Here is a 12,163-nt window from a genome sequence, read left to right on the forward strand (position 1 = left end):
GAGCGTTACTCCTGCGATCCGGGAGAGGATGTATCGAACTCGCGCGACCAGTCGATCGCCCGGACATAGAGCCCGAGCGGGTTCTTGCGCAGTTCTTCGGCATCGATCGGTGGTTTGGAAATCACGGTCAGGATGGCCGTCCAGCGATCGGTGCCCATCAGCGCACCGCGCTCATAGATGCGTTCCTGCCATTTGATCTGGAAGGACTGATCCGATGCGCGCACCACACTTGAGACCTCGACCGACACACTCCGTTCGCCGATCCCGGCGAAGGGATCGTTACGATTGGCATAATCGTTGAGGAACTGTACGGCCTGACCGTTGACAAAATCATAGGCTGCCAGCCAGTTCTGGCGGACCAGCACCGGATCGGTGGAGACCGAGCGGACCAGTTTGATGAAGCGGGCCAGATACCAGGCGAATTGCGCATCGGTCGGCTGATAGTCCGACGCGACCGGTGCGATCGCTCTTGCCTCGCCGAAACGGTCGATCTCGACGATATAGGGCACCACCCGGCTTTGCAGGGATTGCCAGATCAATCCACCTGACAAGGAACAGGCCAGAGCAAAACAGCCAAAAGCCATCAATCGCCAGTTTCGGGCCTGAACGCGCGCCGATCCGATACGCTGATCCCAAACCTGACCCGCCTTCTGATAGGGCGTTTCGGGTTCGGGCGTCGTACCATAACGCTGCAGGGATCTTTTAAACGGCATCTATTCCCCCTTTTCATCGAGAGACGGATTGGCGCCAGAACCGGGGCGATCACCATCGCGCACGGCCTGCGCGGTCGAATGCCGATGGGCTCGCATGTTCTGTTCATGACGCAGACGTCGCGCCCAGTAGGGCGCGGTTGCGCTATTGCTGTTGGAGGCACGAAAGCTTGCCGATCCGGCAGGCGCGCCACCGGTTGCAGCCCAGGCCGCGGCCCTGCCCTTCTCGGCCTCCAGCTTCAGTGTTTTGACGGCGCGATCCGACACGGAGCGCACGGTTTGACTTGCCTTGCCTCCAGCCGCACGGGCAACACCGCCCATACCGGCAGCAGTCCCGGCCAGACCGGACGCCCCCGAGGCGGCACGTCCCACCTGAAAGGACGTTGTGACCCCAGCGCCAAGTGCAGTTGCCGCGCGCAGGGCAACCAGACCACCCCCGGCAACCGCTCCGACACCACTCAAAGCAGCACCACCGACCAAAAGCGTCGCCCCGGCGGCTGCACCGGCCGTTCCAAGTGCAGCCCCGGCACCGAGTTGAGGTGCACCTGAGACCAGACCCGAGGCAATACCGGGCCCGAAGATACCCAGCCCCAAAAGCGCCAGAGCACCGAGTACCATCGACATGGCCGCGGCCATGTCGGGTTCCTGTCCCTGAAGGGCATTGGTAAAACTTGTAAACAGGGTGGAACCGATCCCGACAATCACGGCGAGTACCATGACTTTCACGCCCGACGAGATGACATTGCCAAGTACGCGTTCGGCCAGAAAGGCCGTCTTGTTCCACAGCGCGAACGGAACCAATACGAACCCGGCAAGTGCTGTCAGCTTGAACTCAAGCACCGTGATGAAGAGCTGGATCGAGAGGATGAAGAAAGCGATGATCACCAGGAACCAGGCCAGCAACAGTACGAAGATGGTCAGGGCATTGACGAAGAGATCGGGAATGCCGACCAGGTTGCCGACCTGCGCGATCAACGGCCAGGCTGCTTCATAGCCGGTTGCAGCAATCTTGCCCGGCCGCAACAGATCGTCTGCGGTCAGGCTTCCCGGTACGGTTTGCAACCCCAGCCCGGCAAATGAGGCATAGATGATCCCGGTCAGGGCTTGGAAATTATTGAGGATCAGCGCGAAGGTCCCGACATAGAGCACTTTGCGGATCAGGCGGGCGAGAATATTGTCCTCGCCACCCAGCGCCCAGAACAGACCGGCCAGTGTGATATCAATCCCGATCAGGATGGAGGTCAGAAACCCGACATCGCCCGATAGCAGGCCGAAGCCGCTATCGATATAGCGGCCAAACACCTCCATGAAGCGATCAATGATGCCAAGGTCATCCATACCCGAACCCGATCCGATTATTCGTCATAAACACTGGATGTGCCGAGGAAACGTTGGGTCAAAGCCCGCCCGCTTTCCTCACTCTGGGCCTTCCGCGCCCGATCCTGGGTTTCCGCCCGTTGCTGGGCGATCAGCATCGACTGGATCTGCATCTGCTGCTTTGTCGAAAGCGCCAGCAACTGATTGGCGGTCTGCTGGGCGGCCAATGCCCCGGGAGCGCCCTGACTTCGCGCCACCAGATCATTGAGCAACTGACGGTCCTGCTGGATATTGCCGGCAAGCCCGGCCTGCAAACGCAGGCTTTTGCGATAGGCCGTCATGGTGTTTTGCCAGCGCTCTCGTGCAGCACGCGCCGCGTCACTGGCTTTGAGGGTGTCCTCATAGCTGTCGGGATATTGCCGGGCGAGTTGCAGATCGAGTTCGGCAACATCAAACCCGATCCCGTCGGCCTGCATCATCAAGCCATCGATCCGGTCGAGCGCACTCATCATCTGGCTGGCGGAGGAATAATCCAGCCGTTCGAGATTGCGCGCCATGTTCTGCAACATCGTCGCCTGGTTCTGAAGCGAGCGGATCTGGTTGTTGATCTGTTCCAGCGCCCGGCTGGCCTGCAGGATGTTCTGGGCGAAGTTCGTTGCATCAAATACCGGCCAGGCGGCAAGGGCCACATGGCTCCAGAACAGAGCTGGCAAAACAATTGAAATGGCTTTGAACATGATGCGTTTCATGAGGCTTCTCCTGTTCGGGAAAACTGCCCGATCAGATCCCCGGCCCAGTCCAGCCCTCTGGCCGCGAGGAAGTGTTGGGCAAAATCCGTATGCCCGTGATCGGCCAGAATCTGATCAATGCGTTTCTGTGCGGCCGGGTCCGAGGCCCCACACAGGGCCAGAGCGATCGGGCCGAGCCCGAGCTCAAACAGCCGGTTACCTTGTCTGGATTGCAGGTAATAGTGACGTTTGGGTGTGGCCTGGGCGATCAGGTCGATCTGACGACTATTCAAACCGAAGTGCTCATAGGCCTCTCTCGCCTGCGGTTCGATGGCCCGGTCATTGGGCAGGAAGATCCGCTGCGGGCAACTTTCGATGATGGCTGGTGCAATGGTTGAATCCGCGATATCTGCCAGCGACTGGGTGGCGAAGATCACCGAAACATTGCGTTTGCGCAGAACCTTGAGCCATTCACGAATCCGCGCGGCAAACAGCGGGTTATCGAGATAGATCCAGGCCTCATCGAGAATGAGCAGGCTCGGGCGACCATCAAACCGCGCTTCCAGCCGATGAAACAGCCAGGTCAGAACCGGCAGCACCGCCCCGGCCCGGTTCATCAGTTCCTCGGTCTCAAAACAATGGATATCAGAGAGTGTTAGCCGGTCTTCGGCGGCATCAAGCAGATAGCCAAGCGGGCCTTCCAGCGTATAAGGCTGAAGCGCTGCCTTGATCGCATTGGACTGTAAAAGCATGACAAGACCGGTGAGCGTCCGTTCCGCGACCGGCGCACTTGCCAGACTGGAAAGGGCTGACCAGACCATATCCTTGATCTCGGGCGTCACACGGACCTTCTCGTGATCAAGCAGCATCGCAATCCAGTCCGCCGCCCAGCTTCGAATCGTCGGATCGTCGATCTCGCGTAGCGGCTGAAAAGACAGGCCTTCACTGGCGCCAAGCGGATAATGCTCCCCACCCATGGCAAGTACCGCGGCGCGGGCCGAGTTGCCCTTATCGAACATATAGATCTGCGCATCGGGGTAACGGCGAAACTGCATCGCCATCAGGGCGAGCAGAACCGACTTGCCCGCCCCGGTCGGCCCGACAATCAGCATATGCCCGACATCGCCGATATGTGTGGAAAAGCGAAAGGGTGTGGTCCCCGAGGTTTGTGCATAAAACAATGGTGGACAGAACTGCCCGGTAACCTCGGAGAGATGCGCATTACCCATCGGCCCGGCCCAGACCGCCGAGAGTGGTGTGAGATGGGCCAGATTAAGCGTGTGGATCAAAGGCTGGCGCACATTGGCATAGACGTGGCCCGGCAGACTGCCAAGCCAGGCTTCGACCGCATTAATCGTCTCGCGGATTGTTGTGAAACCATGCCCATTGACGATCCGCTCGACCGTTCTGATCTTGTCCTCGACGGCCTGAAGATCAGAATCGAAGACCGTCACCGTAACCGTCAGATAACCGAACCCGACATGATCACCGCCCAGCGCCTGCAGGGCGGCATCGGCATCCACCGCCTTGTTGTCCGCATCACTATCAACAAGTGCTGACGCCTCATTGGTCATCACCTCACGCAGAATGGCGGCAACCGATTTGCGCTTGGCGAACCATTGCCGGCGCAGGCGGGTCAGGACTCTATTGGCGTCAGTACGGTCCAGAGGTATGTAACGTGAGACCCAGCGATAAGCAAAATCCTGATGATTGAGCGCATCCAGCACGCCGGGACGGGTCGTATCGGGAAAACCCAGTATGGTGATGCTGCGCAGATGCCAATCACCCAGCATCGGCTCAAGACCACCCACAAGCGGCGTATCGGCCAGGATGGCATCAAGATAGACCGGAATCTCGGGCGCATGCACCGGATGGTGTTTGGTCGAGACGGTATCATGGAGAAACGCCAGCGTCTCGTCGTCATCCAACGGCACGACCTCGGGCATGAAGCCCGCCAGCAGGTCCAGCACCCGCTCCGTATCCTCGGTGAAGCGTTCCAGCTCCAGCCGCCAGTTCCGTCCTTCTTCCTTCCGGCCGGTTTCCACAAACAGCTTTGTGCCGCGTGACTGGAGATCAGGCGGCGGTATGAACAGCAAGGTCAGATAATAGCGGCTTTCGAAATGTGCCCCCTGACGTGCCTCGGCAAAGGCGGCCCGGCGTTCCTCATCGACCAGCCATGAGGCCGGATCGGGAAAGTCAGACACCGGATAGGTCTCGGCCTCGCTTCGGCTTGCCTCGAAGAACAGCGCCCAGCCCGAGCCGAGACGTTTGAGCACATTATTGACCCGCGCACAGAACCCGACCAGTTCGGCCTCGGTCGCACTTTCGAGATCGGGCCCCCGAAACCGAAATGTCCGCTGAAAGCTGCCATCCTTGTTCAGGATAATCCCCGGTGCGACCAGAGCCGCCCATGGCAGGAGATCGGCGAGACACTCATTCTTGTTGCGATATTCGGCAAGGTTTAGCATCGCCACCATCTCCTCTGGCGCAGATGGCGGGCGAGGACCGGTAAAAAATCCGGATCACGCTTGGCAGCAAACACTGCCAGTGTCTGGCCGATAAAGAACAACCCCAACCCGGCAACCCATTGCTGCAGGCCAAGCCCGATGGCCGCCGCAAACGTGCCATTCAGGATTGCGACCGAACGCGGTGCGCCACCGAGAAAGATCGGCTCGGTCAGTGCCCGATGGACCGGGATATCAAACCCCTCGACGGATCGATCATCACGCATCAGATCAGCGCCCCACCACCAAACGAGAAGAAGGACAGGAAGAAGGAACTGGCGGCAAAGGCGATCGACAGGCCAAATACGATCTGGATCAGGCGCCGAAACCCGCCGGAGGTTTCGCCGAAGGCCAGGGTCAGACCGGTGACGATGATGATGATCACCGCAACGATCTTGGCCACCGGTCCCTGAACGGATTCCAGAATGCGCTGCAACGGCTCTTCCCACGGCATACCCGAACCGGCAGCCATGGCATCGGGTGCCAGAGCGATCAGCATGACTACCGCCAGACAGAAAGCTGACGGGAGAGTGCGTGATAATGCGCAATGTCTTGCAGACATGAATTTCCTCCATTCAGATCGATTGCAGGCGAGGAAGAGAGAGCGGGGTCAGGGCGTAATCGCCATTGCCATCCAGGCCATTGAGGGTGGCGATGGTCTCGATCCTGCGCGCCGGGCCACGTCCGGAGATGAACACCACCAGATCAATCGCCTCGGCAATCAGGTGACGCGGCACGACCGTGACCACTTCCTGCACCAGTTGCTCGATACGATAGAGTGCGGCATGGGCGGAGTTGGCATGCACGGTCGCAAGACCGCCGGGGTGACCTGTATTCCAGGCCTTGAGCATGTCGAGCGCTTCCGGTCCCCGCACCTCGCCAACAATGATCCGGTCAGGCCGCAGGCGCAGGGTCGAGCGCACCAGATCGGACAGCGACACCAAATCGCGCCGGGTCCGCAGCGCCACGCAATCACGTGCGGCACATTGCAGCTCACGCGTATCCTCGATCAGGATCACCCGATCCTCACAATCGGCGATCTCGGCGAGCAGCGTATTGGCCAGTGTGGTTTTGCCAGATGAGGTCCCGCCGACAATCAGGATGTTCCTGCGATCACGTACTGCCTTGCGCAGGGCATCGGCCTGCAGTGGCAGCGCGATCCGGTCACGGACATAATCGGCGAGTGTGTAGATGCGTTCGGCCGGTTTGCGGATGGTAAAACAGGGGGCTCGTACGACGGGCGGCAATAATCCCTCGAAACGTTCGCCACCGACGGCATTGGTTTGAGCCGGAAGTTCGGCGCTGACGATCGGCTGATCAGCATGGGTTTCTGTGCGGATATGTGATGCCACCAGACGGATGATCCGTTCCGCCTCGGCCGGGTGGATAACCACCCCTGTATCGATGCAGCCCTGCCCCAGCCGGTCCAGCCACAGCTTGCCATCCGGATTGACCATGATCTCGATCACGGCCGGATCCTTGAGCGCTTCAGAGATCGGGCTGCCCAGTGCGGATCGCAGCATGTCGCGTCGGCGCTGTTCGGAGACGGTGTTCATTGTTCCGCCTCCGTCTCGTCGCTCTCGAACGATTTGCGTCCACCGGCAATCTGGCGGCCGACCTGTTCGATGAATTTCTGATAGCGCTCATTGGCCACCGCCTGGGTGGCCTTGTCCGGCACCGGGGTATGCGCATTGAAGGTGAGATAGAGCCGCACGAAGAAAGCAAGGCTTTCTGTCAGGACGTCGATATCCCGACGGACCAAGGCACTCTCGCGGCTGAGGCGGTCCAGGCGAATGCGCAAAGCTTCATCAAGGGCATTGGCACCGCGATGACGGAGATAATGACGCAGGGCATCGCCGATGATCGCCGATTTGGAGGTGCCCGGGCGTGCAGCCAGTGCTTCAAGTTCGGCACTAGTGTCGGCATCGATATAGATGTTGTGACGCGGCTTCATTGCCCCTGCCCTGACTATCGGAAAAGGTCAGGGAAGAATGGAGGAAGAGCGGGGAATCTCTTATGGCCCCCACATACGCCAAATTACCTTCGTTAACGAAGTGGGGACTGAACCCGTATCGACCGCTTCACTTCAGAAGGTAACAGGAAAGAGTGAGACGATCCTTGGAAACAAACTGTCCCGATTTGGACAAATAGCTGTTTTCAAACAGAAAACATAAGGTATGCCGTCATATCTTCATTCAAGGAGTATTGACGCATGACCGCTCACACAGTCCACATTCAAGGTTTTATCGATCATTGCAGGTCGATCAAATCGCTCTCAACCAACACCATCAAAGCGTATCAACAGGACCTGAATATCTTCGGAAATTTCCTTAATCAGAAAACCTCACCTGAGGCTGTGACCTCTGAAAAGATAATAGATTTTATAGAGTATCTGAGGGTTAAACGGCAAAATGGCCCCGCAACCGTCCGACGTCGATGGATTTGTATTCGCAAGTATTTTTCGTGGATGGCGGGTCAGGGATTTCTTTCCCCTTCTCCATGCGACAATTTGCCTGTTCGCATCCAGTTACCCAAACGGTTACCAAGAGCTTTAAGCGAACCACAAGTTTCCAGAATGCTGATGGCGACAAAATCTTCTGCTTCAACGGGGAGGAAGACGGAGTTTCAGAAGCCTTCAAACATGCAGCTTTCAACAGATCTGGCACTTCGACTGATGATCGCAACCGGGATCAGAGTTGGAGAACTCTCCTCTTTACGTCTGGAGGATGTTTCCACAGATGGCGAGAGATATCGCATTCGGGGCAAAGGCAGCCGTGAACGCATTGTCTATGTGATGAACCCGTCTCTTCAAGAGAGACTCCGAAGCTATATGAGTGCCCGTTACTCGGACGGAAGCAAACCATCATCAAGTTTCTTTGTGAATAGAAACGGATCCACTCTGACCCCACAAACACTTCGTCTCAGAATTAAGAAACTTGCAGAGCTGTCGCAATCAGAAACCCGGATCACACCACATTCATTCCGCCACACAGCAGCAACCATGCTGCTTGAAAAAGGAGTGGATATCCGGTTTGTGCAGAAATTGTTGGGTCACAGCACAATCTCTACAACCGAAATCTATACGCATGTGAGTGATCAGAGCTTGCGGAATGTGCTGCAAAATGCCGACCCAGTCGCTCTTTTTGGATAGGTGAGCTTATGCAGCAGAAGGAGGAAGAGAACTATAGATAACTATAAATTATGGTGCATCCTGTTCCTCAAATTGTCGGGCAACTGATGAAACTGGCTAAGGAGGAGGGACCAGAGGTCCGTCTTTCTCTAATTGCTTATGTAACTGGATTTGACCGGATTGCTGATGTGCAAGAACATCCCATTATCACGGAGTTCTTTTCGGACGGCGAAGTTAGCGATCTTCTTTGGGCGATTAGAAGCGTCGTGTCATACTGCGAACTATTCCAGAATGAGGCTGACTTTTTTGATTTTGTTAGTAAAATTGGCGGGTTAGATTTACCAAACGAAAAACACATAACCTATAGCACTGTTTCGCCCATTCGGGCTCGAGCAGCATCTGCAACAATTCCACTTTTTTGCGCTGCAAATAGTATAGCAACTTGCACAATTGACCCTTACGGGCTTGCTCTAACGCAAAACAAATTTCATGTAGTCACGTTACTTCGTCAATTTGGTCTCCCAGTTCCAGACAGTTGGCTGTTCTCCAGTAGCTCTGGTTGGCTTAACGGCCTCAAACCATCGGTCGGCCAAAAAGTAATCGCCAAACCGGTTTATGAGTCTGCTTCGATAGGTATCGATGATCAGTCGGTTTTCTGTTGGAACGAGGATGAGGAAGTTTTTCTCAAGAAACGATCGTACGAATTACGTCAACCTTTGATGGTGCAAGCCTTTGTCCCTGGCCAAGAAGTGGAAGTACCTGTCATCGGTGCTCAAGATGCAGTTAGTCTACCTCCTTGCAGTGTGGTCTTGGACGGAAAAATCAATCTTGCAGATCAGTACCTCACCTTCGAAACAGTATTTAATGATGCCTATGAATACAAAGACTTCACTCAATTAGAGCCAGAACTAGCGCAAAAGATATCTGTCACAGCGTCAACTGCCCACATTTTGCTCACGTTAGATGGTATTAGCCGTGTAGATTTCAGAATTTCTGATACTGGCCTCTATTATATTACAGACCTCAATGCAGTTCCCCATTTAACCCGGCATGGTGCGGTTGCCCATTCCTTTCAGTTTATGGGGTTTCCTTATGAGGCAATGATAGCTTGCTTAGTAGGTGTTGGCCTTAGACGTAGAAACAACCTACATAAGAGACCAAATTTCGATTGGGGTGAATAAAGGCAGGCGCCCATAAAACGGCCAACAAGGGCCTATTCTCCCTTTAACATTTGCCTTATCAGTCAAGAGGCCGTTCTGTTCTGACAACGTCAGCTTGGCGTTGGATTCCCAGATATCCCGAATATAGCGGGTACGTTGAACAAGATAACTTATACAGTCTGGCAAGAGATCATCTTCCCTCTCGCTAGATTCATCTAATAGAGATATCGCATTCTCTAAATTACCAGTTAGATACTCGGTTAGTGCAAGATTTTGTGTGGTGAAGAAGAAGAAATATCCATCGCAATCCGGCATCACCTTCATTGATAGATAATCTTCCGTCAGCATTTCCTTGGCCTGCTTGAAACGCCCAGCCATAATCAGAACACTTGCTTGATTGTTACGATATAGAAGATTGTCCTCATCTTCAGGCTTTATCTTTCCCGTGCTTTCATAAACCGAGACGATATTCTCTATCTGAGATGGACGGGCAAGGGCATGAGCGACTAGCAGGTTGCTTAACGCAGGTACAAAAGATTGAAATTTGCTGGTCGGAGCCGTTCCCCTAAGCTTTAATCCACGCTCTGCATATTTGGCAGATTTTTCGTAATTTCCTGCTGTCAATTCAAGAGATGAGGCATTGGTCAGAGCAACAAAATAAGTATTGTTCTCTATATATCTTTCTCCAACTGGTAGGTTCTCCATTTCTTCAATCAGCCGTTCCGTTCTCGGCAAGGCTATTTCGTGCGCATGAAGCATGCAGCTCGCAGCACGGAACCTGTTGAGCAAATGGCGAACGCCTTCGTCATGAAGGCGATATTTCTGAAGACGTCTTAGAACCTCTCGTTCTAATTGTCTCGCCTCCGAGAACTGACTCAACTGAATTTGAGCAAACATTAGCGATATCATAAGCCGGACCCAAGTGTCGCTTGCTTGCTGTAGCTTGTCTCGCCAAGGTTCTAGTAAGGTCGCTGCCCTCGCTCGATCCGCTTGTTCCAGACTTTGCAACAAACACATGGCCATCAAACCATCGCGTTCTGCCATTAGCTGGTCTGGTACAGCATCATCAATCACCAAAAGCTGTTTGCGTGCGAGTTCATATTGCCCTTCTCGATAGAGATCGATGGCTTTAAGAATTTCGTTAAGTGTACGTCCTAGATATTGGGCTCTCTGCCAGGAAGGTGCCGACCAATCCAATTCTGGTAAGTCGGCCACCGTATGCATTACGGCAGAACGGATAGTCCAAAGGCAATAGGCAACGCCAGCATCATGAATTAAACCTGCCTTTCGCAAATGATTAAAATGCAGCCCAAATTCTGCAGGCCTCATTTTTTGAAGGCATCGGGCATAGGTCGCGTGTAATCTTAGTCTGTCCGAATGATGATTGCGCTCAAAATAGTGACGAGTGATTTCGTGTCGGAAGCGCGGCCCTCCGAGATTTTCTTCGAGCAATTTCCATCGCATTGCAGTTTCAATACTGCGTGCAACCTCTGGAAGGTCAGCACCGCTAACGCAAGCGACCTCCTCTGCTACAATATTTTGTCCACAGATTGCGGCAGCGGCCAATATCGTCTCGGAATCACTGCCGGAGAAACCAGATTCAGTTAAATATCTCTGCAATATAGTTACCAGCGCATCTGTAGTCTCAATGGGCAGCGACGTTGTAGATATCCCCCGAAGATTTGCATCTTCTATAAAGGTGCGTACGATCTCCAAATGCGCTCCGGAGCAATCGTAGAGCATATTTAACTCGTGTGTTGCGATAGGCGATTTAAGTCCAAAAGCCTGAAGTAACGCGCCGAACTGGTCGCGGTGACATTTTGGTACATGTATTTGTGGGAACAGTTCCCTCATTAGTTTGGCTTGTGGCACGGGTAAGGGATGATTCTCTATTGCCGTATTGTTTAGCGTTGCAAGAATTTTGACTTGATTTGGCCAATTTCGCCCCTTTTTTAATAACCGAAGCAGTAGTCTTGACGACTGAGCATCGAGATACTGGAGATCATCTACAAAAAGTAGGAGTGGTCGAGATTTCGACATGGCTGACAGAAGGTTGATAACTCCCTCAGCAACATCGTCAACTTCCTTTGCAATGACATCAAGCGTCTCTTGTTGACGCAAGGAACTAACCAAATCCACAAGCGAATGAAGTTGTTTGGCAAACGGCACCTCCTCATATACCCATTCTCTACCAATCTCTAACGCACGACTTAAACGACGAGCATTCAAGTCATTACGTTTCAGTTGGTGGAATACATAATAAGACTGTGTTTGACGCTCCTCATCTGCGAAGAATGTAAGAACGTGATGTGTTTCGCTTAGGCGCGAAAAAATACTGGTTGCAACGCTGGTCTTCCCACAGCCACTCTCTCCAGCCAATAATAGTTTGGTGGCACCGGCCTGCAGAGATTCAGCCCCCGCAGTAGCAATCTTGTCATGCTCCAATACGTGAGCAACTTGCTCATTCACCATAATTTATAGTTATCTATAGTTTTGAGTTAATAAGGAAGCTAACGTCCACACATCTAAGTGCCGTTAACACGAAGGCTGACTAAAAGTAGCATTACCTTGATCAATTGCAACACTATCCGTATTTATCAAATCCTAGCCGACG

The 12,163-nt window shown here is 54.0% G+C and carries 11 protein-coding genes; 2 read left to right on the forward strand and 9 right to left on the reverse strand.

Annotated elements, in window-relative coordinates:
• Nucleotides 1-5: 5 nt before the first annotated feature.
• From trbF to TH3_RS14445, 8 genes are read right to left on the reverse strand one after another with little or no spacing between them, the layout of a single operon-like run.
• Nucleotides 6-713 (reverse strand): conjugal transfer protein TrbF, encoded by a 708-nt coding sequence (gene trbF / locus TH3_RS14410; RefSeq protein WP_007090695.1) that lies wholly within the window; start codon nucleotides 711-713, stop codon nucleotides 6-8.
• A complete protein-coding gene (gene trbL, locus TH3_RS14415; RefSeq protein ID WP_007090696.1) occupies nucleotides 714-2,048 on the reverse strand; it encodes a P-type conjugative transfer protein TrbL in 1,335 nt (444 codons plus the stop codon). It abuts the gene before it with no gap.
• A 17-nt stretch (nucleotides 2,049-2,065) separates the two neighbouring features.
• Complete coding sequence (gene trbJ / locus TH3_RS14420) at nucleotides 2,066-2,776, reverse strand: P-type conjugative transfer protein TrbJ (protein ID WP_007090697.1); 711 nt, start codon at nucleotides 2,774-2,776, stop codon at nucleotides 2,066-2,068.
• Nucleotides 2,773-5,223, reverse strand: a complete 2,451-nt coding sequence (gene trbE, locus TH3_RS14425) for a conjugal transfer protein TrbE (protein ID WP_007090698.1) — start codon at nucleotides 5,221-5,223, stop codon at nucleotides 2,773-2,775. The genes trbJ and trbE overlap by 4 nt, the downstream gene beginning before the upstream one ends.
• The gene (locus TH3_RS14430; RefSeq protein ID WP_007090699.1) at nucleotides 5,217-5,486 is read right to left on the reverse strand and encodes a VirB3 family type IV secretion system protein; all 270 of its coding nucleotides are present in this window, start codon (nucleotides 5,484-5,486) and stop codon (nucleotides 5,217-5,219) included. The genes trbE and TH3_RS14430 overlap by 7 nt, the downstream gene beginning before the upstream one ends.
• Complete coding sequence (locus tag TH3_RS14435) at nucleotides 5,486-5,821, reverse strand: TrbC/VirB2 family type IV secretion system protein (protein ID WP_040059982.1); 336 nt, start codon at nucleotides 5,819-5,821, stop codon at nucleotides 5,486-5,488. The genes TH3_RS14430 and TH3_RS14435 overlap by 1 nt, the downstream gene beginning before the upstream one ends.
• 13 nt (nucleotides 5,822-5,834) lie before the next feature.
• Nucleotides 5,835-6,815: a P-type conjugative transfer ATPase TrbB gene (gene trbB, locus TH3_RS14440; protein WP_007090701.1), complete on the reverse strand. Its 981-nt coding sequence runs from the start codon at nucleotides 6,813-6,815 to the stop codon at nucleotides 5,835-5,837.
• The gene (locus TH3_RS14445) at nucleotides 6,812-7,213 is read right to left on the reverse strand and encodes a ribbon-helix-helix domain-containing protein (protein ID WP_007090702.1); all 402 of its coding nucleotides are present in this window, start codon (nucleotides 7,211-7,213) and stop codon (nucleotides 6,812-6,814) included. Before TH3_RS14445 ends, trbB begins: the two co-directional genes overlap by 4 nt.
• A 258-nt stretch (nucleotides 7,214-7,471) precedes the next feature.
• On the opposite strand from TH3_RS14445, the gene TH3_RS14450 reads away from it, so the two are divergent.
• Both TH3_RS14450 and TH3_RS14455 read left to right on the forward strand, forming a co-directional pair.
• On the forward strand, nucleotides 7,472-8,410 hold the full coding sequence (locus TH3_RS14450) for a tyrosine-type recombinase/integrase (RefSeq protein ID WP_007090704.1): 939 nt from the start codon (nucleotides 7,472-7,474) through the stop codon (nucleotides 8,408-8,410).
• Nucleotides 8,411-8,496: 86 nt separating this feature from the next.
• Nucleotides 8,497-9,570, forward strand: a complete 1,074-nt coding sequence (locus TH3_RS14455) for a D-alanine--D-alanine ligase family protein (protein ID WP_040059985.1) — start codon at nucleotides 8,497-8,499, stop codon at nucleotides 9,568-9,570.
• Here the strand turns inward: TH3_RS14455 and TH3_RS14460 are convergent.
• Entirely contained in the window at nucleotides 9,535-12,021 is a 2,487-nt protein-coding gene (locus tag TH3_RS14460) for an AAA family ATPase (RefSeq protein ID WP_007092554.1), read from the reverse strand. The two genes, TH3_RS14455 and TH3_RS14460, sit on opposite strands and share 36 nt — an antisense overlap.
• Nucleotides 12,022-12,163: the final 142 nt, after the last annotated feature.

Source organism: Thalassospira xiamenensis M-5 = DSM 17429, assembly GCF_000300235.2.
Lineage (GTDB): Bacteria > Pseudomonadota > Alphaproteobacteria > Rhodospirillales > Thalassospiraceae > Thalassospira > Thalassospira xiamenensis.

What these genes read in the sequence shown, in the direction of transcription:
- TH3_RS14455 (WP_040059985.1), top strand. Translation starts at nt 8,497, where the DNA reads ATGAAACTGGCTAAGGAGGAGGGACCAGAGGTCCGTCTTTCTCTAATT.
- trbL (WP_007090696.1), bottom strand. Translation starts at nt 2,048, where the DNA reads ATGGATGACCTTGGCATCATTGATCGCTTCATGGAGGTGTTTGGCCGC.
- trbE (WP_007090698.1), bottom strand. Translation starts at nt 5,223, where the DNA reads ATGCTAAACCTTGCCGAATATCGCAACAAGAATGAGTGTCTCGCCGAT.
- TH3_RS14460 (WP_007092554.1), bottom strand. Translation starts at nt 12,021, where the DNA reads ATGGTGAATGAGCAAGTTGCTCACGTATTGGAGCATGACAAGATTGCT.
- trbB (WP_007090701.1), bottom strand. Translation starts at nt 6,815, where the DNA reads ATGAACACCGTCTCCGAACAGCGCCGACGCGACATGCTGCGATCCGCA.
- TH3_RS14445 (WP_007090702.1), bottom strand. Translation starts at nt 7,213, where the DNA reads ATGAAGCCGCGTCACAACATCTATATCGATGCCGACACTAGTGCCGAA.
- trbJ (WP_007090697.1), bottom strand. Translation starts at nt 2,776, where the DNA reads ATGAAACGCATCATGTTCAAAGCCATTTCAATTGTTTTGCCAGCTCTG.
- trbF (WP_007090695.1), bottom strand. Translation starts at nt 713, where the DNA reads ATGCCGTTTAAAAGATCCCTGCAGCGTTATGGTACGACGCCCGAACCC.
- TH3_RS14435 (WP_040059982.1), bottom strand. Translation starts at nt 5,821, where the DNA reads ATGTCTGCAAGACATTGCGCATTATCACGCACTCTCCCGTCAGCTTTC.
- TH3_RS14430 (WP_007090699.1), bottom strand. Translation starts at nt 5,486, where the DNA reads ATGCGTGATGATCGATCCGTCGAGGGGTTTGATATCCCGGTCCATCGG.
- TH3_RS14450 (WP_007090704.1), top strand. Translation starts at nt 7,472, where the DNA reads ATGACCGCTCACACAGTCCACATTCAAGGTTTTATCGATCATTGCAGG.